Below are 25,867 nucleotides of genomic sequence, written 5' to 3'. Positions count from 1 at the left end.
TGCTTCATCCGTCGTCTGACAAGCCACGTCCTTACTTTTTTGGAATGAGCTATGTCTGCCACTACTAAACCATCACGCCGCGAACAGCGCGCGCAAGCCCAACACTTTATCGATACCCTGGAAGGGACCGCCTTCCCTAACTCAAAACGCATTTATATTACCGGTTCGCAGCCGGATATCCGCATTCCGATGCGCGAAATCCAGCTGAGCCCGACGCTGATTGGCGGCAGCAAAGACAACCCGCAATTTGAAGACAACGAAGCCGTGCCGGTGTACGACACCTCCGGGCCGTATGGCGATCCTGACGTGGCGATTAACGTCCAGCAGGGCCTGGCGAAACTGCGCCAGCCGTGGATTGCGGCGCGTAACGACAGCGAAGAATTAGACGACCGCAGCTCCGCTTACACCAAAGAGCGCCTGGCCGACGATGGCCTGGACGGGCTGCGTTTCAGCGGCCTGCTGACGCCAAAGCGCGCCAAAGCCGGAAAGCGCGTGACCCAGTTGCACTACGCCCGTCAGGGGATCGTCACGCCGGAGATGGAGTTTATCGCCATCCGTGAAAACATGGGCCGCGAGCGTATTCGTAGTGAAGTACTGCGCCACCAGCATCCGGGGATGAACTTTGGCGCTCGTCTACCGGAAAATATCACCCCGGAATTCGTGCGTGATGAAGTCGCTGCGGGCCGGGCGATTATTCCCGCCAACATCAACCACCCGGAATCCGAGCCGATGATCATCGGCCGCAACTTCCTGGTGAAGGTGAATGCCAACATCGGTAACTCGGCGGTCACTTCCTCTATCGAAGAAGAGGTCGAAAAACTGGTGTGGTCGACCCGCTGGGGCGCAGATACGGTGATGGACCTCTCCACCGGTCGCTATATTCACGAAACCCGCGAGTGGATCCTGCGTAACAGCCCGGTGCCGATCGGCACCGTACCGATCTACCAGGCGTTGGAGAAGGTCAACGGGATCGCCGAAGATCTCACCTGGGAAGCGTTCCGCGATACGTTGCTGGAACAGGCCGAACAGGGCGTCGACTACTTCACTATCCATGCCGGCGTACTGCTGCGCTACGTGCCGATGACCGCTAAACGCCTGACCGGAATTGTCTCGCGCGGCGGTTCAATTATGGCGAAATGGTGCCTCTCGCATCACAAAGAAAACTTCCTGTTTGAACATTTCCGCGAAATTTGTGAAATCTGCGCCGCCTACGACGTCTCGCTCTCTCTCGGTGACGGCCTGCGCCCGGGTTCGATTCAGGATGCCAACGACGAAGCGCAGTTCTCCGAACTGCATACGCTGGGCGAGCTGACCAAAATCGCCTGGGAATACGACGTGCAGGTGATGATTGAAGGCCCAGGGCATGTGCCGATGCATATGATCCAACGCAACATGACCGAAGAGCTGGAGAGCTGCCACGAAGCGCCGTTCTACACCTTAGGGCCGTTGACGACAGATATCGCGCCGGGCTATGACCACTTCACCTCCGGCATTGGCGCGGCGATGATCGGCTGGTTTGGCTGCGCGATGCTGTGCTACGTGACGCCAAAAGAGCACCTCGGCCTGCCGAACAAAGAAGACGTGAAGCAAGGGCTGATTACCTACAAGATTGCCGCCCACGCCGCCGACCTGGCGAAGGGGCACCCGGGTGCGCAGATCCGCGACAACGCGATGTCGAAAGCGCGCTTCGAATTCCGCTGGGAAGACCAGTTTAACCTCGCGCTCGACCCGTTCACTGCCCGCGCTTATCACGATGAAACCCTGCCGCAGGAGTCCGGCAAAGTCGCCCATTTCTGCTCAATGTGCGGGCCGAAGTTCTGCTCAATGAAAATCAGCCAGGAAGTACGCGACTACGCCGCCGCGCAGACTATTGAAGTGGGAATGGCAGATATGTCGGAGAACTTCCGCGCCAAAGGCGGTGAAATCTACCTCAAAAAAGAGGAGGCATAATGTACCAGCCTGATTTCCCGACCGTGCCGTTCCGCCTCGGGCTTTACCCGGTGGTGGACAGCGTGGCGTGGATTGAACGCCTGCTGCAGGCGGGCGTGCGCACGATCCAACTGCGCATTAAAGATAAGCGTGATGAAGAGGTCGAAGCCGACGTCATGGCCGCCATTGAACTGGGGCGTCGCTATGACGCCCGTCTGTTTATCAACGACTACTGGCGGCTGGCGATTAAGCACAACGCTTACGGCGTGCATCTGGGCCAGGAAGATCTTGAAACCACCGATCTGACGGCGATTCAGGCGGCGGGGCTGCGCCTGGGTGTCTCCACTCACGATGATATGGAGATCGACGTCGCGCTGGCGGCTAAGCCTTCTTATATCGCACTCGGCCACGTCTTCCCCACGCAAACCAAGCAGATGCCTTCCGCCCCGCAGGGGCTGACGCAGCTGGCAAGCCATATTAACCGACTGGCAGATTACCCGACCGTCGCCATTGGCGGCATCAGCCTGGAACGTGCGCCCGCAGTGCTGGCAACCGGCGTCGGCAGCATTGCCGTGGTCAGCGCCATTACCCAGGCGGCTGACTGGCAGGCAGCCACAGCGCAGCTGCTCGACATAGCGGGAGTCGGCGATGAATGACCGCGACTTTATGCGTTACAGCCGGCAGATCCTGCTCGGCGATATCGCTATTGAGGGCCAACAAAAGCTGCTCGACAGCCATGTACTGATTGTCGGTCTGGGCGGATTAGGCTCGCCTGCCGCGCTGTATCTGGCGGGAGCGGGCGTCGGCACGCTGACGCTGGCGGACGATGACGACGTTCATCTGAGCAATCTGCAACGGCAAATATTGTTCACCACCGACGACATTGCTCGCCCGAAAGCGCTGGCGGCGGAATGCCATCTGGCGCGTCTTAACCCGGACAGCGAGCTGGTCGTCCTTGAGCAGCGGCTGACGGGCGATGCGCTGCGGCACGCTGTCGAGCGGGCCGACGTGGTGCTCGACTGTACCGACAACATGGCCACGCGTCAGGAAATTAATGCCGCCTGCGTGTCGCTGAATACGCCTTTGGTGACCGCCAGCGCCGTCGGTTTCGGCGGCCAGTTGATGGTGCTCACGCCACCGTGGGAACAAGGTTGTTACCGCTGCCTGTGGCCGGATGATGTCGAACCTGAGCGCAACTGCCGTACCGCCGGTATCGTCGGCCCGGTTGTCGGCGTGATGGGCACCTTGCAGGCGCTGGAAGCCATCAAACTGCTTAGCGGCATTGCGACGCCCAGCGGCGAGTTACGCCTGTTTGACGGTAAAACCAGCCAGTGGCGCAGCCTTGCGCTGCGTCGGGCCAATGGCTGCCCGGTATGCGGAGGGCAACATGCAGATTCAGTTCAATGATGAGCCGATGCAGTGCGCCGAGGGACAAACCGTCAGCGGGCTGCTCACCGAGCTTAATCAGCTCAAACCGGGCGCGGCGCTGGCGCTCAATCAGCAGATCCTGCCGCGCGAGCAGTGGCAGCAGCACATCGTGCAGGAAGGCGACCAGATCCTGCTTTTTCAGGTTATTGCAGGGGGTTGATATGTTACGTATTGCCGACAAAACGTTTGATTCACATCTGTTCACCGGTACCGGAAAATTTGCCTCATCGCAGCTGATGGTCGAGGCGATTCGCGCCTCCGGCAGCCAGCTGGTGACGCTGGCGATGAAGCGCGTGGATTTGCGCCAGCATAACGATGCCATTCTGGCCCCGCTTATCGACGCGGGCGTGACGCTGCTGCCTAACACCTCCGGAGCGAAAACCGCTGAAGAGGCGATTTTCGCCGCCCAACTGGCGCGTGAAGCGCTGGGCACAAACTGGCTGAAATTAGAAATCCACCCGGATGCCCGCTGGCTATTGCCGGATCCGATTGAAACGCTAAAAGCTGCCGAAGCGCTGGTGAAACAGGGCTTTGTGGTGCTGCCCTACTGCGGCGCGGATCCGGTACTGTGCAAGCGGCTGGAAGACGTGGGCTGCGCGGCGGTGATGCCGCTCGGCGCGCCTATCGGCTCCAACCAGGGGCTGGAAACCAAAGCGATGCTGGAGATTATTATCCAACAGGCGACCGTGCCGGTGGTCGTTGATGCAGGCATCGGCGTCCCCAGCCACGCCACGCAGGCGCTGGAAATGGGCGCCGACGCGGTGCTGGTCAACACGGCGATTGCCGTGGCGGACGATCCGGTGATGATGGCCACCGCTTTCCGTCTGGCGGTTGAAGCGGGCCTTCTGGCGCGCCAGGCCGTCCCCGGCAGCAAAAGCTCGCTCGCGCAGGCCACCAGCCCGTTGACGGGATTTCTGGAGGCACTGGCATGAATACCTTCACCGACCGCTGGCGACAGCTGGAGTGGGACGACATCCGCCTGCGTATCAACGGGAAAACCGCCGCTGACGTGGAACGCGCCCTCAACGCTTCGCAGCTTAGCCGCGATGATTTGATGGCGCTGCTCTCGCCTGCCGCCGCCGACTATCTGGAGCCGCTGGCACAGCGGGCGCAGAAGCTCACCCGTCAGCGCTTTGGCAACACCGTGAGCTTTTACGTTCCGCTGTATCTCTCAAATCTCTGCGCCAACGACTGCACCTACTGCGGTTTCTCAATGAGCAACCGTATCAAGCGTAAAACGCTGGATAACGCAGAAATTGCTCGGGAGTGCACGGCCATCCGTGAGCTGGGTTTTGAGCATCTGCTGCTGGTCACCGGTGAACATCAGGCAAAAGTCGGGATGGACTATTTTCGCCGCCACCTTCCGGCTATTCGCCGACAGTTTGCGTCACTGCACATGGAAGTTCAGCCGCTGGCGACCGAGGAATACGCCGAGCTGAAGGCGCTGGGGCTGGATGGCGTGATGGTTTATCAGGAGACCTATCACGAAGGAATGTACGCTCAGCATCACCTGAAAGGCAAAAAGCAGGACTTTTTCTGGCGTCTCGATACGCCGGACCGTTTGGGCCAGGCAGGCATGGATAAAATTGGCCTCGGTGCGCTGATAGGCCTGTCTGACAGCTGGCGGGTCGACTGTTTTATGGTCGCCGAGCACCTGATGTGGCTTCAGCAGCGCTACTGGAAAAGCCGCTATTCAATCTCCTTCCCGCGTCTGCGGCCCTGCGCGGGCGGCATCGAGCCGGCATCGCTGATGGATGAACGGCAGCTGGTACAGACGATTTGCGCCTTTCGTCTGTTCTCACCGGATACCGAACTATCGCTGTCCACCCGCGAGTCTCCCTGGTTCCGTGACCGCGTGATCCCGCTAGCCATCAATAACGTCAGCGCCTTTTCCAAAACCCAGCCCGGCGGCTACGCCGACGATCGCCCGGAACTGGAACAGTTCTCGCCGCACGATGCCAGAACCCCTGCCGAAGTCGCCAACGCGTTAACCGCGCGCGGGCTACAGCCGGTATGGAAAGACTGGGACAGTTGGCTCGGACGAAGCGCACCGCGCTAAAAGTGAGCTACACTGATTCAGGGCGACGTGCTTCAAGCGCCGCCCTTCACCCAATCCTAACAAACGAATATTTCATAAAAAACGGTATTTACTAGCAATTTAATCTATACATATAGATTAAATACTCATGTTTACATCGATAAAGTATAATTATTGAGTCATAAATATGTGTATACGATTGCGGTACCTGCTCTCTCTGGTTTTCTGCAATTCACTCCGGGAATGGAAACCATGATGAGTTCTCACAGCAGGCGGCTGTCGTTTACAGCGCCTATTTTTATCAGTTTTGCCGGCATTATCCTGTGCTTTGTGATTATTGCCACGCTGGTCACTATCATTCAACGCAATGATATTATTCGTGATTATCACAGTATTAACCGCAATTTCACCCATAACCTTGCGGTCAATTACACGGAATCCATTCTGCATGAAAACGATTATATTCTGGGGCGTGCGACAACCTTTTTAGCCCGTAATGATGAGCTGAACAGACTCGTCAATATCGACCCCGAGCAAGGGCTGCAATCCATGATGCAGCTGCTGTCCATGATGCCCACCGTCTCTTCGCTGTCGATCGCCGATACGCAAGGCCATTACCTGCGCGCACCGCAGGCGATTGAGCGCCCGAATGCGCCGGTTTTTGATGCCTCAACCCGCCCGTGGTTCGTGCATCAGGGCGATGTCGGGATCTTCAGCCGCTATACCCAGCCCTACACCGATTTCTTCACGCAGCAACAGACCGTGACGCTGGCAAAACCGGTTATTTCGACCGACGGCAAACTAAAAGGCACGCTGGCGTTCCACTTTGATCTCACCGCCATGAGCCATACGCTGCGGCAGATGCGCTCGCCGGTGCAAGGCGAGTTCTTCATCGTCAACCGCCAGGGACAGGCGCTGCTGCATCCGGACAGCGGCAAGCTGTTCCAGACGGTCGTGTCTGAACAACTGCTTAACGGCATGACCGCTGGCGAAGGAGAAGTGTTCGATAAACCCAGTCGTACCTGGTATTACTACTATTCCTTCACCAACCCTGACTGGTTTGTGATCTATAAAGTTTCCGGCCATACCCTCAGCATGCTGGCGCAGCATGAAAGTATCATCATCTCGTGGGGCTTCGCGCTGGCAGGTCTGATTATCATTACCTTCGGCCTGTACCTGCGGCACGCCTCACGCGGCATCCTGATGAATATCATTAACGCCATCAAGACAGGTGATACCCAACGAGCGCCGGGCCTGGAGGTGATGCTGCATAAAGCGATTGAGACGAATAAAGCGCGCGAGCGGGCCTACGTGCGCCAGGCGACCGTCGACTCGCTGACCGGCTGTAAGAACCGCTGGGCCTTCGATACCGACATCGCTAAGCTGATGAACGAGCGACAGTCGTTCGCACTCGCGCTGGTCGATATCGATAACTTCAAATCCATTAACGATACCTGGGGTCATCTGAGCGGGGATATTGTCCTGCGCAGCGTCGCCCGTGAAGGGATCGCTATCCTGCGGGCACATGGTCTATCGTTGTATCGCTACGGTGGCGAAGAGTTTGCGGTTATTTTCACCGCCGAACACGTTGCCGAAGCCGCCGCCCTGCTGGAGCTATGGCGGTTGAACGTGGCTAACCGGTCATGGCGTGAAGAAGGCCTGCATGTCACCTTCAGCGCCGGGCTGGGCGAATGGCATATGGAGACGTTGGATCACCTGGTCTCGAGCGTTGACGAAGCGCTTTATCGCGCCAAACGCCAGGGGAAAAATCGCATCGAACGTACCTCAACCTCCTGACTTTCCCCCTCGATAACGAAAGACCCGCGCCGCGGGTTTTTTTGTCTTTGCGCCACGCTAAAAAATGTAACCGGTTTCAGACTTTTGCGACAATCTTTGTGATGCCTTACACACAATCGCTGCAAAGCGGTTGTTGATCGTTTCAGCTCGCGATAAACATGGTTAATCACGGGTCATGAGGGAGCATTATGAAGAATATCGTTTTATGCTGCGCTGCAGGTATGTCCACCAGCATGCTGGTTCAACGCATGAAGGACGCAGCTCAGAAAAAAGGGGTTGAAGTCTCAATTAAAGCCGTACCGGTGGCCGAATTCAAAGCGAATATCAACGAGGCAGACATCGTTCTGCTCGGCCCACAGGTCAAGTATGAGCAGGCTAAGCTACAGGCGCTGGCCGACCCGCTGGGCAAGAAAGTCGCGGTCATCGATATGATGGATTACGGCATGATGAAAGGCGATGTCGTGCTTGAGAAAGCCCTTAAGTTAATGGAGTGAGGAAGACGTGGAAGATTTAGAATCAATCATCATGGAACTGCTGGTGAACGCCGGTGCCGCACGTAGCTCCGCATTAACCGCGCTGCAGCTCGCGCGTAAGGGTGACTTCGAAGGCGCAGAAAAAGCGATGGAAGAGTCCCGCGAGTTCGTGAAGCTGGCACACGGTATCCAGACGCAGCTGATCGGCATCGACGAAGGCACGGGCAAGCTGCCGGTTAACCTGATTACCGTTCATTCTCAGGATCACCTGATGAATGCGATGGTTATCCAGGATCTGGCCACCGACATGATTGAACTGTACCGCCGTATTCCTCTGGTGAGCTAAACGCACGATGACGGAATAAAAAAGGCACCCACCAGGGTGCCTTTTGCATTTGTAGCATTTGTAGGCCGGATAAGGCGAAGCCGCCATCCGGCAATTACGGAGCAGCAATAAAAAAGGCCACTCCGAAGAGTGGCCTTTTCAACTTATCGCACTAGCGTGAACGATTAGTCGTTGTCGGAACCGCCCAGACCTGCGTTCAGCAGCTCTGCCAGGCTCGCGGTCGCTTCTTCAGCGCTAACCTGCGGCGCGACAGAAGCTTCACCCGCCGCGCGGCGACGGATGCGATCCTGGTGATACGCATAACCGGTACCGGCCGGGATCAGACGACCCACGATAACGTTCTCTTTCAGGCCGCGCAGTTCGTCGCGTTTGCCCGCAACGGCTGCTTCGGTCAGGACACGCGTGGTCTCCTGGAACGAGGCCGCAGAGATGAACGACTCGGTTGCCAGAGACGCTTTGGTAATACCCAGCAGATCGCGGGAGAAGGTTGCACCCACTTTGCCGTTCGCTTCCAGTTCGCGGTTGGCGATCTTGACGCGGGAGTATTCAACCTGCTCGCCTTCCAGGAAGTCGGAGCTACCCGCGCTTTCGATGGTGGCTTTACGCAGCATCTGACGAACGATAACTTCGATGTGCTTATCGTTAATCTTAACGCCTTGCAGACGGTATACGTCCTGCACTTCGTTAACGATGTAACGAGTTACAGCATGTACGCCACGCAGACGCAGGATGTCGTGCGGTGCTTCCGGACCGTCGGAAACCACGTCACCACGTTCTACACGTTCACCTTCGAACACGTTGAGCTGACGCCATTTCGGAATCATCTCTTCGTACGGATCGCTACCGTCTACCGGGGTGATAACCAGACGACGTTTACCTTTGGTTTCTTTACCGAAGGAAATGATACCGCTGATTTCAGCCAGGATTGCCGGCTCTTTCGGACGACGTGCTTCGAACAGGTCGGCAACGCGCGGCAGACCACCGGTGATGTCCTTGGTACCGCCGGATTCCTGCGGAACACGGGCCAGGGTGTCACCAGAACTGATCTGAACGCCATCGTCCAGCTGAACAATCGCTTTGCCCGGCAGGAAGTACTGAGCAGGCATATCGGTGCCTGGGATCAGAACGTCGTTGCCCTGGGCATCAACAATTTTCAGCGCCGGACGCAGGTCTTTACCACCGGCAGTACGCTCTGCAGAATCCAGAACCACCAGAGAAGACAGGCCGGTCAGCTCGTCGGTCTGACGAGTAATGGTCTGGCCGTCGATCATGTCAGTGAAGCGAACAAAACCGCTTACTTCGGTGATAACCGGCATGGTGTGCGGATCCCAGTTTGCAACGGTTTCGCCGCCGGCAACCTGTTCGCCATCACCTTTCGCCATAACAGAGCCGTAAGGCACTTTATAGCTCTCTTTGGTACGACCGAATTCGTCGATCAGCTTCAGCTCGGTGTTACGGGAAGTGATAACCAGTTTACCGCTGGAGTTCACAACCGACTTCGCGTTGCTGAGCTTAATGCTACCTTTGTTTTTCACCTGGATGCTGGATTCAGCAGCCGCACGAGATGCCGCACCACCGATGTGGAACGTACGCATCGTCAGCTGTGTACCCGGCTCACCGATGGACTGTGCCGCGATAACGCCGATAGCCTCACCTTTGTTGATGATGTGGCCACGCGCCAGGTCACGACCGTAGCAGTGCGCACATACACCAAAGTCGGTGTCACAGGATACAACGGAACGTACTTTGACGGAGTCAACGGAGTTGGTTTCCAGCAGGTCACACCACTGTTCGTTCAGCAGGGTGTTGCGTGGAACCAGGATATCCGCCGTACCCGGCTTCAGAACGTCTTCAGCGGTTACACGACCCAGTACGCGATCGCGCAGCGGCTCTTTAACGTCACCACCCTCGATAACCGGGGTCATGGTGATGCCTTCCAGCGTGCCGCAATCGTCTTCAGTAACAACCAGGTCCTGTGCCACGTCAACCAGACGACGCGTCAGATAACCGGAGTTCGCTGTTTTCAGTGCGGTATCCGCCAGACCTTTACGCGCACCGTGGGTGGAGATGAAGTACTGGAGTACGTTCAGACCTTCACGGAAGTTCGCGGTGATTGGCGTTTCGATGATGGAGCCATCCGGCTTCGCCATCAGACCACGCATACCTGCCAGCTGACGAATCTGTGCTGCAGAACCACGCGCACCGGAGTCGGCCATCATGTAGATGCTGTTAAAGGAAACCTGCTGCTCTTCTTCGCCGTTACGGTTAATCACGGTTTCAGTTTGCAGGTTGTCCATCATCGCTTTGGATACACGATCGTTCGCCGCGGCCCAGATATCGATAACTTTGTTATAGCGTTCGCCCGCGGTAACCAGACCAGACTGGAACTGCTCCTGGATCTCAGCAACTTCGGCTTCCGCTTCAGAGATGATCTCGTATTTCTTCTCTGGGATAACCATGTCATCGATACCAACAGACGCACCAGAACGGGCTGCATACGCAAAGCCGGTGTACATGGTCTGGTCAGCAAAGATAACGGTCGGTTTCAGGCCCAGAATGCGGTAACAGGTGTTCAGCATTTTGGAGATCGCTTTTTTACCCAGCGGCTGGTTCACGATAGTGAACGGCAGACCTTTAGGTACGATCATCCACAGAATGGCACGACCAACGGTAGTGTCTTTCAGCGTGGTTTTGGCTACGAACTCGCCGTTCTCGTCTTTTTCGTATTCAGTGATACGAACTTTAACGCGAGCGTGCAGTTCAGCCTGGCCAGAGCGGTACAGACGTTCCGCTTCTTTCGGGCCAGTCAGCACCATGCCTTCGCCTTTGGCATTGATTTTGTCACGGGTCATGTAGTACAGACCCAATACCACGTCCTGAGACGGAACGATGATTGGCTCGCCGTTCGCTGGAGACAGGATGTTGTTGGTAGACATCATCAGCGCACGCGCTTCCAGCTGGGCTTCCAGCGTCAGCGGTACGTGAACAGCCATCTGGTCACCATCGAAGTCGGCGTTATATGCCGCACAAACCAGCGGGTGCAGCTGGATAGCTTTACCTTCGATCAGTACCGGTTCAAACGCCTGGATGCCCAGACGGTGCAGTGTTGGTGCACGGTTCAGCATGACCGGGTGTTCGCGGATCACTTCGTCCAGGATATCCCAAACGACAGCTTCTTCGCGCTCAACCATTTTCTTCGCGGCTTTGATGGTGGTGGCCAGGCCACGCAGTTCCAGTTTGCCGTAGATGAATGGTTTGAACAGCTCCAGTGCCATTTTCTTAGGCAGACCGCACTGATGCAGACGCAGGTATGGACCTACGGTGATGACAGAACGACCGGAGTAGTCAACACGCTTACCGAGCAGGTTCTGACGGAAACGACCCTGTTTACCTTTGATCATGTCGGCCAAAGATTTCAGAGGACGTTTGTTAGAACCGGTGATCGCACGACCGCGACGACCGTTATCCAGCAGGGCGTCGACCGCTTCCTGCAGCATACGTTTTTCGTTGCGAACGATGATGTCCGGCGCAGCCAGATCCAGCAGACGTTTCAGACGGTTGTTACGGTTAATGACGCGACGATACAGATCGTTCAGATCCGACGTTGCGAAACGACCACCATCCAGCGGAACCAGCGGACGCAGATCTGGCGGCAGAACCGGCAGAACGGTCAGGATCATCCACTCTGGTTTGTTACCAGACTGTACGAACGCTTCCAGCAGCTTGATACGCTTGGTCAGCTTTTTACGCTTGGTTTCGGAGTTGGTTTCGTTCAGCTCTTCGCGCAGAGTTTCACACTCTTGCTCCAGATCCATGCTTTTCAGCAGGGCCTGGATAGCTTCCGCACCCATCTTCGCGTCGAATTCGTCACCGAACTCTTCCAGCGCGTCCAGATACTGCTCTTCAGTCAGGATCTGTTGACGTTCCAGGTTGGTCATACCGCCTTCGATAACCACATAAGATTCGAAGTACAGTACGCGTTCGATATCACGCAGTGGCATATCGAGCAGCAGACCGATACGGGACGGCAGCGATTTCAGGAACCAGATGTGGGCAGTCGGACATGCCAGCTCGATGTGGCCCATGCGCTCACGACGCACTTTGGTTTGGGTCACTTCAACGCCGCACTTCTCACAGATCACACCGCGGTGTTTCAGGCGCTTGTACTTACCGCACAGGCACTCGTAATCTTTTACCGGCCCAAAGATACGGGCGCAGAAAAGGCCGTCACGCTCAGGTTTGAACGTACGGTAGTTGATGGTTTCCGGCTTTTTAACTTCACCGAAAGACCATGAACGGATCATGTCTGGCGAAGCCAGAGCAATTTTGATCGCATCAAACTCTTCGGTTTTAGTCTGCGCTTTCAGAAACTTTAATAAATCTTTCACGGATTTGCTCCCGTCGGAGTTAGCACAATCCACTGCCGGGGGTTACCCCGGCAGCAGTGACCTGTTTGAGCGAGGATTACTCGTCTTCCAGTTCGATGTTGATGCCCAGCGAGCGGATTTCTTTCAACAGTACGTTGAAGGATTCCGGCATGCCCGGTTCCATCTGATGGTTGCCATCTACGATGTTCTTATACATCTTAGTACGGCCGTTCACGTCATCAGACTTAACGGTGAGCATTTCCTGCAGGGTGTAGGCGGCGCCGTATGCTTCCAGCGCCCACACTTCCATCTCCCCGAAGCGCTGACCACCGAACTGCGCCTTACCACCCAGCGGCTGCTGAGTAACCAGGCTGTAAGAACCGGTAGAACGCGCGTGCATTTTGTCGTCGACCAGGTGGTTCAGTTTCAGCATGTACATGTAACCTACGGTTACCTGACGCTCGAACTGTTCACCGGTACGGCCGTCGAACAGGGTAATCTGACCAGAAGATGGCAGACCACCCAGTTGCAGCAGTTCTTTAATTTCCGCTTCTTTCGCACCGTCGAATACCGGCGTTGCGATTGGCATACCTTTCTTCAGGTTTTCAGCCAGACGCAGCACTTCATCATCGGTGAAGGTGTTCAGGTCGACTTTCTGACGAACGTCGGTACCCAGATCGTAAGCACGCTGGATGAATTCGCGCAGTTTCGCGACTTCCTGCTGCTGTTTCAGCATGGCGTTGATCTTATCGCCGATACCTTTCGCAGCCATACCCAGGTGGGTTTCAAGGATCTGACCGATGTTCATACGCGATGGTACGCCCAGCGGGTTCAGTACGATATCTACCGGCGTACCGTTAGCATCGTGCGGCATATCTTCGATCGGGTTGATCTTAGAAATTACACCCTTGTTACCGTGACGACCTGCCATTTTGTCACCAGGCTGGATACGGCGTTTAACGGCCAGGTATACCTTAACAATCTTCAGCACGCCCGGTGCCAGATCGTCGCCTTGGGTGATTTTGCGGCGTTTCGCTTCGAGTTTTTTCTCAAACTCGTGCTTCAGTTCGTCGTACTGTTCAGCCAGCTGTTCCAGCTGATTCTGTTTCTCTTCGTCGGTCAGGCCGAGTTCTAACCAGCGATCGCGCGGCAGCTTGTCGAGCTTCTCAGCTTCAACACCACCGGCAACCAGCACAGCGTAGATACGGCTGAACAGGCCAGCTTCGAGGATCTGCAGTTCTTCAGACAGGTCTTTCTTAGCCTGCTTCAGCTGCATCTCTTCGATTTCCAGCGCACGTTTGTCTTTTTCTACGCCATCGCGAGTAAAGACCTGAACGTCGATAACAGTACCGGAAACGCTGTTTGGTACGCGCAGGGAAGAGTCTTTAACGTCAGACGCTTTCTCACCGAAGATTGCACGCAGCAACTTCTCTTCTGGCGTCAGCTGGGTTTCACCTTTCGGCGTTACCTTACCAACCAGAATGTCGCCACCGGTGACTTCTGCACCAATGTAAACGATACCGGATTCATCCAGTTTGGAGAGCGCAGCTTCACCCACGTTAGGGATGTCAGCGGTGATCTCTTCTGGCCCCAGCTTGGTGTCACGGGACACACACGCCAGTTCCTGAATGTGGATGGTGGTGAAACGGTCTTCCTGAACAACACGCTCGGATACGAGGATGGAGTCTTCGAAGTTGTAACCGTTCCATGGCATGAATGCCACGCGCATGTTCTGACCCAGCGCCAGTTCACCCAGGTCAGTGGACGGGCCATCTGCCAGCACGTCGCCGCGCTCGATTGGCTCACCCAGAGACACGCAAGGCATCTGGTTAATACAGGTGTTCTGGTTAGAACGGGTGTATTTGGTCAGGTTGTAGATGTCGATACCCGCTTCGCCCGGATACATCTCGTCTTCGTTAACTTTGATAACGATACGAGATGCGTCGACGTACTGAACGGTACCGCCACGCTTAGCAACTGCAGTAACACCGGAGTCAACGGCAACAGCACGTTCCATACCGGTACCAACCAGCGGCTTATCAGCACGCAGAGTTGGAACGGCCTGACGTTGCATGTTCGCACCCATCAATGCACGGTTGGCGTCATCGTGTTCCAGGAACGGGATCAGGGACGCACCGACGGATACCACCTGCTGGGTGGATACGTCCATGTAGTCAACCTGGTCGCGGCTGAACAGGCTGGATTCGCCTTTGCTACGGCAAGTTACCAGGTCTTCTACAAAGTGGCCTTCGTCATCCAGGTTGGAGTTCGCCTGAGCGATAACGTAGTTGCCTTCTTCGATAGCAGACAGGTAATGAATTTCGTCGGTGACAACACCGTCGGTCACTTTACGGTACGGAGTCTCGAGGAAGCCGTATTCGTTTGTCTGTGCGTACACGGACAGGGAGTTGATCAGACCGATGTTTGGACCTTCAGGCGTTTCAATTGGACATACGCGACCGTAGTGAGTCGGGTGTACGTCTCGAACTTCGAAGCCTGCGCGTTCACGGGTCAGACCGCCCGGGCCGAGTGCGGAGATACGACGTTTGTGCGTAATCTCAGACAGCGGGTTGTTCTGGTCCATAAACTGAGACAGCTGGCTGGAGCCGAAGAACTCTTTCACTGCTGCGGAAATCGGCTTAGCGTTGATCATATCCTGAGGCATCAGGGTATCGAGATCGCCCAGAGACAGACGCTCTTTCACCGCACGCTCAACACGTACCAGGCCAACGCGGAATTGGTTTTCCGCCATTTCGCCTACGGAACGGATACGACGGTTGCCGAGGTGGTCGATATCATCGACTTCGCCTTTACCGTTACGGATATCGATGAGCTTCTTCATCACTTCGATGATGTCGTCTTTGCTCAGGATACCGGAACCTTCGATCTCGTCACGCAGCAGAGAACGGTTAAACTTCATACGACCAACCGCAGACAGGTCATAGCGGTCTTCGGAGAAGAACAGGTTCTCAAACAGGCTTTCAGCCGCTTCACGAGTCGGCGGCTCACCCGGGCGCATCATACGGTAGATTTCTACCAGCGCGCTCAGGCGATCGTTAGTTGGGTCGACGCGAATCGTTTCAGAAATGTACGCACCGTGGTCCAGATCGTTGGTGAACAGCGTTTCGATACGCTTGTGGCCAGACTGGCTCAGCTTAGCCAGCAGATCCAGGCTCAGCTCCATGTTCGCCGGGCAGATCAGCTCGCCGGTGGATTCGTCAACGTAGTCTTTAGAAGCGACTTTGCCAGCGATGTACTCAACCGGAACTTCGATATGTTTGATATCGTCTTTTTCCAGCTGGCGAATGTGGCGCGCGGTAATACGGCGACCTTTTTCAACGTACACTTTACCGTTGGCTTCGATATCAAACGACGCAGTTTCGCCACGCAGACGCTCTGGAATCAGCTCCATCTGCAGCTTGTTGTCGCGAATCTCGAAAACGACTTTCTCAAAGAACAGGTCAAGGATCTGCTCAGTGGTGTAGTTCAGCGCACGCAGAATGATGGTCGCAGGCAGTTTACGGCGACGGTCGATACGTACGAACAGGTTGTCCTTCGGATCGAATTCGAAGTCCAGCCAGGAACCACGGTAAGGAATGATGCGCGCGTTATACAGCACTTTACCCGAAGAGTGGGTTTTACCTTTATCGGAGTCAAAGAAGACGCCTGGGCTACGGTGCAGCTGAGAAACGATAACACGCTCAGTACCGTTGATAACAAAGGTACCGTTGTCGGTCATGAGCGGAATTTCGCCCATGTAGACTTCTTGTTCTTTAATGTCTTTTACGGTGCCTTCCGGCGCTTCGCGCTCGTAGATCACCAGACGCAGTTTGACGCGCAGCGGTGCGGAATAGGTCACGCCACGGATCTGACATTCCTGAACGTCAAAGACAGGCTCGCCCAGACGGTAGCTGACGTATTGCAGCTCGGAATTACCGCTGTAGCTTTTAATCGGGAATACGGAACGGAAAGCCGCTTCCAGACCATACTGGCCTTCAGGATCTTGCTCGATAAACTTCTGGAACGAGTCAAGCTGGATAGAAAGGAGATATGGGACATCCAGTACTTGCGGACGTTTACCAAAATCCTTACGAATACGTTTTTTCTCGGTATAGGAGTAAACCATAGGGTTCCTCAGCTCGCTGACAAGTCGACGCATCTGTCCATGGGCAGACAGTTTGTGCAACACTATTTTGTTGACCGGAAAATGGAACACTTTCCGCAATACCTGTTGCTATCACGCTTAAACCATTTCATTGCGATTTACACAGAGCGAGCACCCTGTCGCAATATATTAAGTCGTCGATAGAAACGTGCATTGTCAGGACAACCAGTAGTCAAACAGTGTGAAATGCTACTGGCGCCATACAGCGCAAAATGGCTGGTGACTAAAAAGTCACCAGCCATCGGCCTGATTTCTCAGGCTTCAACTAGAAAAGTTGGCTTATTTAACTTCAACTTCAGCGCCAGCTTCTTCCAGAGATTTTTTCAGTGCTTCAGCGTCATCTTTGCTCACGCCTTCTTTCAGAGCGGCCGGAGCAGATTCTACCAGGTCTTTAGCTTCTTTCAGACCCAGGCCAGTTGCGCCACGTACTGCTTTGATGACAGCAACTTTGTTAGCGCCAGCAGCTTTCAGAATTACGTCGAATTCAGTTTTTTCTTCAGCAGCTTCAGCCGGGCCAGCAGCTACAGCTACAGCAGCAGCAGCAGAAACACCGAATTTTTCTTCCATTGCAGAAATCAGTTCTACAACGTCCATTACGGACATAGCTGCAACTGCTTCAATGATTTGATCTTTAGTGATAGACATTTAAATTGTTCCTGAAAATCAGAATAAGTTTATACGTAAGCAAATACTTTACAAAGACAACTGCGATTAAGCAGCTTCTTTCGCATCGCGTACAGCAGCCAGAGTGCGAACCAGTTTGCCAGCCGAAGCTTCTTTCATGGTTGCCATCAGGCGTGCAATTGCTTCTTCGTAGGTCGGCAGAGTTGCCAGGCGATCGATCTGCGATGCCGGGATTAACTCACCTTCAAAGGCTGCGGCTTTGACCTCAAATTTTGCATTCGCTTTCGCGAACTCTTTGAACAGACGAGCAGCAGCGCCCGGGTGTTCCATAGAGTATGCAATCAGGGTCGGACCAACAAACGTGTCTTTCAGGCACTCGAACTGAGTACCTTCAACGACGCGGCGCAGCAAGGTGTTACGAACAACACGCATGTATACGCCAGCTTCACGACCTGCTTTACGCAGTTCAGTCATTTTGTCTACAGTTACGCCACGGGAATCCGCAACTACTGCAGACAGCGCGCCTTTGGCTACTTCGCTGACTTCAGCAACAATCGCTTGTTTGTCTTGAAGATTTAAAGCCATTAGCTTTGCTCCTGGATGTTTGCCAGAGCTTATGCTCTGGAACTCACTTCACTCTACTCAACGAGAAGAGCGTCTTAATACGGTGAGCAGAAACAAGCCAAAGAGTACTTTAAAAAAATAATCTTAGCGTTCTGTCACCGTCTACGCAGGGGATTAAGTTTCTTGCGAAACACCTGCGGTCTTCGACGGAGGCCTGGATAGGCCAGGCTCCAACGAACAAATCTTTTAGCCGCTAACTTTTGTTAGCAAACGTGGGGGTAAGATTGTAGACAAAATCACCGCCCACGTAAAGGCATTAGTTTGCAGCAGCGCTCAGGCCAGCCTGGTCAACTGCAACACCTGCACCCATGGTGGTGGAGATGCTAACTTTCTTGATGTACACGCCTTTCGCCTGAGTCGGTTTTGCTTTTTTCAGCGCAACCAGCAGAGCTTCCAGGTTTTCTTTCAGTTTGTCAGCGTCAAAGTCCACTTTACCGATGGTGGTGTGGATGATGCCGTTTTTGTCGTTACGATAACGAACCTGACCTGCTTTAGCGTTCTTAACCGCTTCAGCAACGTTAGGGGTTACGGTACCAACTTTCGGGTTTGGCATCAGGCCGCGCGGGCCCAGAACCTGGCCCAGCTGGCCAACAACGCGCATTGCATCCGGGGAAGCAATAACAACGTCGAAGTTCATTTCGCCTTTTTTGATCAGGTCAGCCAGATCTTCCATACCTACCAGCTCAGCGCCAGCAGCTTTAGCTGCTTCAGCGTTCGGGCCCTGGGTAAATACGGCAACGCGAACAGAACGGCCAGTACCGTGCGGCAGTACAGTTGCACCACGTACGTTCTGGTCAGATTTACGAGCGTCAATGCCGAGGTTAACGGCAACGTCAACGCTTTCGTTGAATTTAGCAGTAGCCAGTTCTTTCAGCAGAGAGATAGCTTCGTTGATGTCGTACTGTTTGGTCGCATCAACTTTCTCACGGATCACACGCATGCGCTTGGTCAGTTTAGCCATTTCTTAGTCCTCCACTACCAGGCCCATGGAACGTGCAGTACCTTCGATGGAGCGAGTCATCGCTTCAATGTCGGCACCAGTCATGTCGGCAGCTTTGGTCTGCGCGATTTCCTGCAGCTGAGCGCGGGAAATTTTACCTACTTTGTCTTTGTTCGGCTTACCGGAACCAGACTTAATACCAGCCGCTTTCTTCAGCAGTACTGCTGCCGGAGGCGTTTTGGTAATGAAGGTGAAAGAACGGTCAGCGTAAACGGTGATAACAACCGGGATCGGCAGACCTTTTTCGATGGAATCAGTCTTCGCGTTGAACGCTTTGCAGAATTCCATGATGTTAACACCCTGTTGACCCAGAGCAGGACCAACCGGCGGACTCGGGTTTGCCATACCAGCTGCAACCTGCAGCTTGACGTAGGCCTGGACTTTCTTAGCCATTCTAAAATCCTCTAATTGGGTAATAGCGCCTCAAGGAGGCTCCCCGTGAATAAAAATCGCTTTACAGGCCGTGGCCCATAAAAACAAAAGGCGCGAAATTGTATGTCAATTTCGCGCCCTATGCAACGATTAGATCGATGCTTTTTTGATCGCAGTCTTACGCTTTCTCAACCTGAGCGAAGTCCAGCTCTACCGGGGTCGCACGACCGAAGATAGAAACGGACACTTTCAGGCGGGACTTCTCGTAATCCACTTCTTCGACCACGCCGTTGAAGTCAGCAAACGGACCGTCGTTAACGCGAACCATTTCACCCGGCTCAAACAGCGTTTTCGGACGCGGCTTATCGCCAACCTGCTGCAGACGGTTCATGATGGCATCGACTTCTTTATCGCTGATTGGCGCCGGACGGTCAGAGGTACCGCCGATGAAGCCCATGACGCGCGGAACGCTGCGCACCAGGTGCCAGCTTGCGTCGTTCATCACCATCTGAACGAGCACGTAGCCCGGGAAGAATTTACGTTCGCTTTTGCGACGCTGGCCGCCACGGATTTCGACCACTTCTTCGGTCGGCACCATGACTTCGCCAAACAGCTCTTCCATATTATGTAATTTGATATGCTCGCGCAGCGAAGTCGCTACACGACCTTCAAAACCGGAAAACGCCTGAACGACGTACCAACGCTTTTTAGGTGCTTCAGACATCTTAGAACCTCAGGCCAGTGATAAAGGATACCAGGCGAACCAGAATACCATCCAGTCCCCACAGGATCAGTGACATTACCGCAGTGACCGCAGCAACGATCAGCGTAGTGTGCAGCGTTTCCTGGCGAGTCGGCCAAATCACCTTACGAACTTCCGTTCTCGCTTCACGAGCAAACGCAACGGTCGCTTTGCCTTTCGTCGTCAACAGCGCGACACCACCTGCTGCAGCAATAATAATTACTACGGCCAGCGCACGCAGCGGCAGCATCATGTCGCGATAAAGGTAGTTACCCACAATTGCTACAATCAGCAATACGGCAACAACGACCCACTTCATCGCTTCCAGGCCGCGCCCGCTCCCTTGAGCTTCGGTATTCGCACTCATAAACCAACCTGTCAGAAGTATTCTACAAACATTTCCACCCCGCGATTGCGAGGCGATCCAAACCGAAATAAGTTTCGGACTAAACGCCCTCTACAGAGCCTGTCTCAGCAATGATTATGGCAAAGATAATCACTGATGAGCCAGGTTCTGGTTCGACAGCGTACAAAAAGGGCATCAAATGATGCCCTTTTATTGCGCATTGCGTCAAATGTTATCAGCAATTAGCTCATTACTTTGGCAACAACGCCCGCGCCAACGGTACGACCGCCTTCACGGATTGCGAAACGCAGACCATCGTCCATCGCGATCGGGTGGATCAGGGTAACAACCATTTTGATGTTGTCGCCCGGCATGACCATCTCTACGCCTTCCGGCAGTTCGATGGTGCCAGTCACGTCAGTCGTACGGAAGTAGAACTGCGGACGGTAGCCTTTGAAGAACGGAGTATGACGGCCGCCTTCGTCTTTGGACAGGATGTACACTTCAGATTCGAACTTGGTGTGCGGCTTGATAGAACCCGGCTTAGCCAGTACCTGACCACGTTCGATTTCTTCACGTTTGATACCACGCAGCAGAACACCAACGTTCTCACCCGCACGGCCTTCGTCCAGCAGTTTGCGGAACATTTCAACGCCGGTACAGGTAGACTTAGCGGTGTCTTTGATACCAACGATTTCAACTTCTTCGCCAACTTTGATGATACCGCGTTCTACACGACCGGTAACAACGGTACCACGACCGGAGATGGAGAATACGTCTTCGATCGGCAGCAGGAACGGCTTATCGATAGCACGTTCTGGTTCCGGAATGTAAGAATCCAGGAAGCCAGCCAGTTCGATGATTTTCGCTTCCCACTCAGCGTCGCCTTCCAGCGCTTTCAGAGCAGAACCACGAACGATCGGCGTGTCGTCGCCCGGGAAATCGTACTGAGACAGAAGTTCACGAACTTCCATTTCTACCAGTTCCAGCAGCTCTTCGTCATCAACCATGTCGCATTTGTTCAGGAACACGATGATGTACGGAACGCCTACCTGACGACCCAGCAGGATGTGCTCACGAGTCTGCGGCATCGGGCCGTCAGTCGCAGCAACAACCAGGATCGCGCCATCCATCTGCGCAGCACCGGTGATCATGTTTTTAACATAGTCGGCGTGGCCCGGGCAGTCTACGTGTGCGTAGTGACGAGTCGGGGTGTCATATTCAACGTGAGAAGTGTTGATGGTGATACCACGCGCTTTTTCTTCCGGCGCGTTATCGATCTGGTCGAATGCACGAGCAGCACCGCCGTAGGTTTTAGCCAGTACGGTAGTGATTGCAGCGGTCAGGGTAGTTTTACCATGGTCAACGTGGCCGATAGTACCGACGTTGACGTGCGGTTTGGTACGTTCAAATTTTTCTTTAGACATCGATAGTCCCTCTAATACACGGATAAATCGGTGATATCACCACATCAACCAGACAAAACGCCTGAATTGTTGAATGCTTGAATTTGAACAGAGAGAAACGGGAGGGAGAAGAGAAGTGGTGCTGATACCCAGAGTCGAACTGGGGACCTCACCCTTACCAAGGGTGCGCTCTACCAACTGAGCCATATCAGCACGTCTGGAGCGGGCAGCGGGAATCGAACCCGCATCATCAGCTTGGAAGGCTGAGGTAATAGCCATTATACGATGCCCGCATCCTAAAACTCGGCTACCCAGTTCTTTCTGTGCCAAAGGAAAGAGATTTCTCCCTTTCCTTTGTTTGAGTTAGTTATTTTACCAACCAACTCTGGCCTCGCAATGCTTAGCCTGAAAGTGGTGGTGGGGGAAGGATTCGAACCTTCGAAGTCTGTGACGGCAGATTTACAGTCTGCTCCCTTTGGCCGCTCGGGAACCCCACCTGATGGTGCCGACTACCGGAATCGAACTGGTGACCTACTGATTACAAGTCAGTTGCTCTACCTACTGAGCTAAGTCGGCATCAAGTAGCGCGCATTCTAGGGAGACATGCGGCGACATGCAACTAAAAATTTGCATAAAATGTTCTATCGCTCACGTTTTGTGCGTTCGCGCGTAAAAACTCAGCAAAATGGCGTTTTGCCGGCTAAAAATAGCACAATAATTCGCCCCTATTCGTACCGTTAGCCCCTATTTCGGGAGCCACACAGCGTCGAGACTTCGGTCAGCGGCCGCTTCATAGCAATAAAGCGATATCACCTACGCTTCTTCATTGTCACTTCAACCTTACTCAGGAAAACAGCATCCGTAACAAAGAGCGGTGTTTTCTCACGAAAGCACGACTAATTTGGATTTTTTCTTCTTTTTCTCTTCCACCTGGTGTTAACCTCCTGCCCATTGTCCTGATTAACTGAATGTGAAGCGTCGCGCGCAGTCAGCGTGGTAGCCAGAACATGCTTATGAGAAAACAAGAGCAAACGTTAATGACACCTTATCTACAGTTCAATCGTAGCCAGTGGGCGGCGCTGCGCGATTCAGTGCCAATGACCCTGACTGAGGGCGAAATTACGCGCTTAAAAGGTATCAACGAAGATCTGTCGCTGGAGGAAGTGGCGGAGATCTATTTGCCTTTGTCACGTCTACTGAACTTCTATATTAGTTCTAACCTGCGCCGCCAGGCGGTGCTGGAACAGTTCCTCGGCACCAACGGCCAACGCATTCCCTACATCATTAGCATCGCCGGCAGCGTGGCGGTAGGTAAAAGCACGACCGCCCGCGTACTGCAGGCGCTGCTCAGCCGCTGGCCCGAGCATCGTCGCGTTGAGCTGATCACCACCGACGGTTTCCTGCACCCTAACGAAGTGCTGAAAGAACGTGGGCTGATGAAGAAAAAGGGTTTTCCGCAGTCATATGATATGCATCGACTGGTCAAGTTCGTTTCTGACCTGAAGTCAGGCGTGCCGAACGTCACCGCCCCGGTCTATTCACATCTGATCTATGATGTGATCCCCGATGGCGATAAGACGGTCACCCACCCGGATATTTTAATTCTCGAAGGGTTAAATGTACTGCAAAGCGGGATGGATTATCCGCACGATCCACATCATGTATTTGTTTCCGACTTCGTTGATTTTTCTATATATGTTGACGCTCCAGAAAAATTATTACAGTCGTGGTACATCAATCGTTTCCTGAAATTCCGTGAAGGGGCCTTTACCGATCCGGATTCTTATTTCCACAATTACGCACAGCTTTCAAAAGAAGAAGCAATTAACGTTGCCACCTCGCTGTGGAACGAAATTAACCTTCGGAATTTAAACGAAAATATTCTTCCAACGCGCGAGCGAGCAAGTCTTATTTTGACAAAAAGCGCGAACCATTCCGTTGAGCAGGTGCGTTTGCGGAAATAAATCGAATAAAAAATAGGGAGCCGAAGCTCCCTATTTTATTCTGCGCTGCGTAGCGATATTTCGCCGCCCATCCAGGGTTTTATCACCCCATCCTGCTCAAGTAATAATGCCCCCTGAGCATCGATGCCTCGAGAAATACCGAAGATTTCTTTATCACCAATAATGAGTTTTACCGGTCGATTAATAAAGTTATCTAACTTATCCCAACGTGAGAGATAAGGTGCCAGACCTTCCTGTTCAAAGACCTGCAGCGCATGATGCAGTTCGTTAATCAGGCGCGCGGCCAGCACGTTACGATCGATGGTGATCCCCGCTTCCTGCAAGTTGATCCAGCCCTGGTTAATCACATCATTTTCAACCCGACGCATGACAAGGTTGATGCCCGCGCCAATAACGATTTGTGCAGCATCGCCGGTTTTCCCCGTTAGTTCAACGAGTATCCCCGATAATTTACGGTCATTCAGATAAAGGTCGTTCGGCCATTTCACTCGGACTTTATCCGCACCAAGATCCTGAAGCACTTCCGCCATCACAATGCCAATTACCAGACTCAGACCAATCGCGGCGGCTGGCCCCTGCTCTAATCGCCAGTACATAGAGAGATAGAGGTTAGCACCAAACGGCGAGAACCACTTACGTCCACGGCGGCCGCGGCCTGCCTGCTGGTATTCAGCCACGCAGGCATCGCCGGACTTCAGCTCGCCGATGCGATCCAGCAGATACTGGTTGGTTGAATCAATCACCGGAAGAACGGCAACGTCGCCATAATCAACCGCGCTGCGAATACGCTGCGTATCCAGCAGTTGGATCGGTTCCGGCAGACTATAGCCTTTACCAGGCACGGTAAAGACATCAACGCCCCAATCGCGCAGGGTCTGGATATGTTTATTAATCGCCGCGCGGCTCATTCCCAGCATCTCACCCAGCTGCTCTCCGGAGTGAAAATCACCGTCGGCCAGCAAAGAGATAAGGGTTAATGGCACCGTATTATCTTTCATTGAATCACCTCAACTGCGTTCACTTCACCCGCGTGGCCAATAAAGCGTACCTCTGGCTCCAGCCAGACGTTAAATTTGTCACCTACCTGATGACGGACATAGTGTGCCAGTTTTACGACATCATCACTTTGCGCATTGTCGATATTGACCAGTACCAGCGCCTGCTGCTGGTGAACCGCAGCGCCTCCCTCAACGTGGCCTTTTAGCTGACACTGATCGATAAGCCAGCCGGCAGCCAACTTAACGCTGCCATCCGTCTGCGGATAATGAGGTGCCTTAGGGAAGTTTGCCAACAGCGTTTGTGCATATTCCGCGCTGACAACCGGGTTTTTAAAGAAGCTACCCGCATTACCATTCACTTTGGGATCCGGCAGCTTGGTCATACGCATATGACAGACTGAATCGAAAACCTCACGCGGGGTGACGGTTTGCGGATCCAGGCGGGTAAGATCGCCGTAGGTTAATACCGGCTGCCACTCTTTAGCCAGGCGGAAGCCAACGGCAACAATTGCGAAGCGGTCCTGATAAGCATGTTTAAAGATGCTATCGCGGTAGCCAAACTGACACTCTTCAGCGGTGAGGCGTCTATGCTCACCGGTGGCCAGCTCAATGCAGTCGACGTATTCGCAAACGTGCCGCAACTCGACGCCATAAGCGCCGATGTTCTGAATGGGGGACGAGCCTGCGCAACCGGGGATCAGCGCCAGATTTTCCAGCCCGGGCATATCGTTATCCAGCGCGTAGCGAACCAGCTGATGCCAGTTTTCGCCGGCACCTACATGCAGATGCCAGGCATCAGCGGTTTCACTGACGTCGATACCTTTCAGGCGATTAAGGATCACGGTACCAGAATAATCTTCCAGAAACAGGACGTTGCTTCCTTCACCCAGGATCATCACCGGCAGCCCGTCGCGGGTTGCTTGCTGCCAGGCGCTGAGTAGTTGTTGTTCATTTTCAGCGCTTACGATGTGCTTTGCACAATGGTCAATGCCGAAGGTATTCCAGGGTTTTAAGGAGTAGGTCATGGCTGCTTTCCTGATGCTAAATCGGCGATAGTTTACCGTATCTGCGTGGGGAAGGCTTGCGGTTATATGGAGCAGGAGGACATCTGGCAATGTAGAAAGCGTAGGCCGGATAAGGCGAAGCCGCCATCCGGCAATGTGCACAATGCCGGATCCCACAAAGCGCAGACACAAAAAAGCCCATCCGTCAGGATGGGCTTCTTCACTTAATTGATGCCTGGCAGTT

21 protein-coding genes and 4 tRNA genes are annotated in these 25,867 nt (G+C 54.0%); 10 read left to right on the top strand and 15 right to left on the bottom strand.

The window, feature by feature from the left end; all coding sequences use genetic code 11:
* The first annotated feature begins 51 nt into the window (after positions 1 to 51).
* The 9 genes from thiC to V6942_RS21875 all read left to right on the top strand — a co-directional run bounded on the left by thiC (position 52) and on the right by V6942_RS21875 (position 8,011).
* A complete protein-coding gene (gene thiC, locus V6942_RS21915) occupies positions 52 to 1,950 on the top strand; it encodes a phosphomethylpyrimidine synthase ThiC (RefSeq protein WP_182934533.1) in 1,899 nt (632 codons plus the stop codon).
* Positions 1,950 to 2,585, top strand: a complete 636-nt coding sequence (thiE, locus tag V6942_RS21910) for a thiamine phosphate synthase (protein WP_333501799.1) — start codon at positions 1,950 to 1,952, stop codon at positions 2,583 to 2,585. The genes thiC and thiE overlap by 1 nt, the downstream gene beginning before the upstream one ends.
* The gene (locus V6942_RS21905) at positions 2,578 to 3,336 is read left to right on the top strand and encodes a HesA/MoeB/ThiF family protein (RefSeq protein WP_182929670.1); all 759 of its coding nucleotides are present in this window, start codon (positions 2,578 to 2,580) and stop codon (positions 3,334 to 3,336) included. The genes thiE and V6942_RS21905 overlap by 8 nt, the downstream gene beginning before the upstream one ends.
* On the top strand, positions 3,317 to 3,517 hold the full coding sequence (gene thiS, locus V6942_RS21900) for a sulfur carrier protein ThiS (RefSeq protein WP_048214117.1): 201 nt from the start codon (positions 3,317 to 3,319) through the stop codon (positions 3,515 to 3,517). Before V6942_RS21905 ends, thiS begins: the two co-directional genes overlap by 20 nt.
* Before the next feature lies 1 nt (position 3,518).
* Positions 3,519 to 4,289, top strand: a complete 771-nt coding sequence (thiG, locus tag V6942_RS21895) for a thiazole synthase (RefSeq protein WP_057102429.1) — start codon at positions 3,519 to 3,521, stop codon at positions 4,287 to 4,289.
* Entirely contained in the window at positions 4,286 to 5,416 is a 1,131-nt protein-coding gene (gene thiH, locus V6942_RS21890) for a 2-iminoacetate synthase ThiH (RefSeq protein WP_106930763.1), read from the top strand. The genes thiG and thiH overlap by 4 nt, the downstream gene beginning before the upstream one ends.
* A 234-nt stretch (positions 5,417 to 5,650) precedes the next feature.
* The gene (locus V6942_RS21885) at positions 5,651 to 7,192 is read left to right on the top strand and encodes a sensor domain-containing diguanylate cyclase (RefSeq protein ID WP_333501803.1); all 1,542 of its coding nucleotides are present in this window, start codon (positions 5,651 to 5,653) and stop codon (positions 7,190 to 7,192) included.
* A gap of 188 nt (positions 7,193 to 7,380) precedes the next feature.
* Entirely contained in the window at positions 7,381 to 7,686 is a 306-nt protein-coding gene (locus tag V6942_RS21880; protein ID WP_064546542.1) for a PTS sugar transporter subunit IIB, read from the top strand.
* Positions 7,687 to 7,693: 7 nt separating this feature from the next.
* Positions 7,694 to 8,011, top strand: a complete 318-nt coding sequence (locus V6942_RS21875) for a PTS lactose/cellobiose transporter subunit IIA (protein ID WP_035895909.1) — start codon at positions 7,694 to 7,696, stop codon at positions 8,009 to 8,011.
* Positions 8,012 to 8,175: 164 nt separating this feature from the next.
* On the opposite strand, the gene rpoC is transcribed toward V6942_RS21875, so the two are convergent.
* From rpoC to V6942_RS21810, 13 genes are all read right to left on the bottom strand, one after another.
* The gene (rpoC, locus tag V6942_RS21870; RefSeq protein ID WP_333501798.1) at positions 8,176 to 12,399 is read right to left on the bottom strand and encodes a DNA-directed RNA polymerase subunit beta'; all 4,224 of its coding nucleotides are present in this window, start codon (positions 12,397 to 12,399) and stop codon (positions 8,176 to 8,178) included.
* Positions 12,400 to 12,475: 76 nt separating this feature from the next.
* Complete coding sequence (rpoB, locus tag V6942_RS21865; RefSeq protein WP_106930769.1) at positions 12,476 to 16,504, bottom strand: DNA-directed RNA polymerase subunit beta; 4,029 nt, start codon at positions 16,502 to 16,504, stop codon at positions 12,476 to 12,478.
* A gap of 318 nt (positions 16,505 to 16,822) precedes the next feature.
* Entirely contained in the window at positions 16,823 to 17,188 is a 366-nt protein-coding gene (gene rplL, locus V6942_RS21860; protein ID WP_006176746.1) for a 50S ribosomal protein L7/L12, read from the bottom strand.
* A gap of 66 nt (positions 17,189 to 17,254) precedes the next feature.
* A complete protein-coding gene (gene rplJ, locus V6942_RS21855) occupies positions 17,255 to 17,752 on the bottom strand; it encodes a 50S ribosomal protein L10 (RefSeq protein ID WP_001207203.1) in 498 nt (165 codons plus the stop codon).
* Between the two features lie 295 nt (positions 17,753 to 18,047).
* On the bottom strand, positions 18,048 to 18,752 hold the full coding sequence (rplA, locus tag V6942_RS21850; protein WP_106930771.1) for a 50S ribosomal protein L1: 705 nt from the start codon (positions 18,750 to 18,752) through the stop codon (positions 18,048 to 18,050).
* 3 nt (positions 18,753 to 18,755) lie between these two features.
* Complete coding sequence (rplK, locus tag V6942_RS21845; RefSeq protein WP_012133815.1) at positions 18,756 to 19,184, bottom strand: 50S ribosomal protein L11; 429 nt, start codon at positions 19,182 to 19,184, stop codon at positions 18,756 to 18,758.
* Between the two features lie 157 nt (positions 19,185 to 19,341).
* Entirely contained in the window at positions 19,342 to 19,887 is a 546-nt protein-coding gene (gene nusG, locus V6942_RS21840; protein WP_003862341.1) for a transcription termination/antitermination protein NusG, read from the bottom strand.
* Position 19,888: 1 nt separating this feature from the next.
* Positions 19,889 to 20,272 carry a preprotein translocase subunit SecE gene (secE, locus tag V6942_RS21835; RefSeq protein WP_064546531.1) on the bottom strand — a complete coding sequence of 128 codons (384 nt, stop codon included), beginning with the start codon at positions 20,270 to 20,272 and terminating at the stop codon, positions 19,889 to 19,891.
* Positions 20,273 to 20,493: 221 nt separating this feature from the next.
* Entirely contained in the window at positions 20,494 to 21,678 is a 1,185-nt protein-coding gene (gene tuf / locus V6942_RS21830) for an elongation factor Tu (protein WP_047407352.1), read from the bottom strand.
* 116 nt (positions 21,679 to 21,794) lie between these two features.
* Positions 21,795 to 21,870, bottom strand: a tRNA-Thr gene (locus V6942_RS21825).
* Positions 21,871 to 21,875: 5 nt separating this feature from the next.
* A tRNA-Gly gene (locus V6942_RS21820) sits at positions 21,876 to 21,950 on the bottom strand.
* 119 nt (positions 21,951 to 22,069) lie between these two features.
* Positions 22,070 to 22,154 (bottom strand) — tRNA-Tyr (locus V6942_RS21815).
* Positions 22,155 to 22,157: 3 nt separating this feature from the next.
* Positions 22,158 to 22,233, bottom strand: a tRNA-Thr gene (locus tag V6942_RS21810).
* Between the two features lie 437 nt (positions 22,234 to 22,670).
* On the opposite strand from V6942_RS21810, the gene coaA reads away from it, so the two are divergent.
* The gene (coaA, locus tag V6942_RS21805) at positions 22,671 to 23,621 is read left to right on the top strand and encodes a type I pantothenate kinase (protein WP_065358485.1); all 951 of its coding nucleotides are present in this window, start codon (positions 22,671 to 22,673) and stop codon (positions 23,619 to 23,621) included.
* A gap of 35 nt (positions 23,622 to 23,656) precedes the next feature.
* Here coaA and birA read toward each other — a convergent pair whose 3' ends face one another.
* Positions 23,657 to 24,619, bottom strand: coding sequence for a bifunctional biotin--[acetyl-CoA-carboxylase] ligase/biotin operon repressor BirA (birA, locus tag V6942_RS21800; protein ID WP_182929673.1), 963 nt, complete (start codon positions 24,617 to 24,619; stop codon positions 23,657 to 23,659).
* The gene (murB, locus tag V6942_RS21795; RefSeq protein ID WP_182929674.1) at positions 24,616 to 25,644 is read right to left on the bottom strand and encodes a UDP-N-acetylmuramate dehydrogenase; all 1,029 of its coding nucleotides are present in this window, start codon (positions 25,642 to 25,644) and stop codon (positions 24,616 to 24,618) included. The genes birA and murB overlap by 4 nt, the downstream gene beginning before the upstream one ends.
* Positions 25,645 to 25,867: the final 223 nt, after the last annotated feature.

The sequence above is a fragment of the Kluyvera genomosp. 2 genome (assembly GCF_036759865.1).
Lineage (GTDB): Bacteria > Pseudomonadota > Gammaproteobacteria > Enterobacterales > Enterobacteriaceae > Kluyvera > Kluyvera ascorbata_B.
This window is presented reverse-complemented; position numbering and strand designations above follow the sequence as displayed.

Excerpts from the sequence above, each read along its gene's own strand:
- rplJ (WP_001207203.1), bottom strand. The coding sequence starts at position 17,752 with ATGGCTTTAAATCTTCAAGACAAACAAGCGATTGTTGCTGAAGTCAGC.
- rplA (WP_106930771.1), bottom strand. The coding sequence starts at position 18,752 with ATGGCTAAACTGACCAAGCGCATGCGTGTGATCCGTGAGAAAGTTGAT.
- thiS (WP_048214117.1), top strand. The coding sequence starts at position 3,317 with ATGCAGATTCAGTTCAATGATGAGCCGATGCAGTGCGCCGAGGGACAA.
- birA (WP_182929673.1), bottom strand. The coding sequence starts at position 24,619 with ATGAAAGATAATACGGTGCCATTAACCCTTATCTCTTTGCTGGCCGAC.
- secE (WP_064546531.1), bottom strand. The coding sequence starts at position 20,272 with ATGAGTGCGAATACCGAAGCTCAAGGGAGCGGGCGCGGCCTGGAAGCG.
- rplK (WP_012133815.1), bottom strand. The coding sequence starts at position 19,184 with ATGGCTAAGAAAGTCCAGGCCTACGTCAAGCTGCAGGTTGCAGCTGGT.
- thiH (WP_106930763.1), top strand. The coding sequence starts at position 4,286 with ATGAATACCTTCACCGACCGCTGGCGACAGCTGGAGTGGGACGACATC.
- V6942_RS21880 (WP_064546542.1), top strand. The coding sequence starts at position 7,381 with ATGAAGAATATCGTTTTATGCTGCGCTGCAGGTATGTCCACCAGCATG.
- V6942_RS21885 (WP_333501803.1), top strand. The coding sequence starts at position 5,651 with ATGAGTTCTCACAGCAGGCGGCTGTCGTTTACAGCGCCTATTTTTATC.
- rplL (WP_006176746.1), bottom strand. The coding sequence starts at position 17,188 with ATGTCTATCACTAAAGATCAAATCATTGAAGCAGTTGCAGCTATGTCC.
- murB (WP_182929674.1), bottom strand. The coding sequence starts at position 25,644 with ATGACCTACTCCTTAAAACCCTGGAATACCTTCGGCATTGACCATTGT.
- thiE (WP_333501799.1), top strand. The coding sequence starts at position 1,950 with ATGTACCAGCCTGATTTCCCGACCGTGCCGTTCCGCCTCGGGCTTTAC.
- coaA (WP_065358485.1), top strand. The coding sequence starts at position 22,671 with ATGAGAAAACAAGAGCAAACGTTAATGACACCTTATCTACAGTTCAAT.
- tuf (WP_047407352.1), bottom strand. The coding sequence starts at position 21,678 with ATGTCTAAAGAAAAATTTGAACGTACCAAACCGCACGTCAACGTCGGT.
- V6942_RS21905 (WP_182929670.1), top strand. The coding sequence starts at position 2,578 with ATGAATGACCGCGACTTTATGCGTTACAGCCGGCAGATCCTGCTCGGC.
- nusG (WP_003862341.1), bottom strand. The coding sequence starts at position 19,887 with ATGTCTGAAGCACCTAAAAAGCGTTGGTACGTCGTTCAGGCGTTTTCC.
- thiC (WP_182934533.1), top strand. The coding sequence starts at position 52 with ATGTCTGCCACTACTAAACCATCACGCCGCGAACAGCGCGCGCAAGCC.
- thiG (WP_057102429.1), top strand. The coding sequence starts at position 3,519 with ATGTTACGTATTGCCGACAAAACGTTTGATTCACATCTGTTCACCGGT.
- rpoB (WP_106930769.1), bottom strand. The coding sequence starts at position 16,504 with ATGGTTTACTCCTATACCGAGAAAAAACGTATTCGTAAGGATTTTGGT.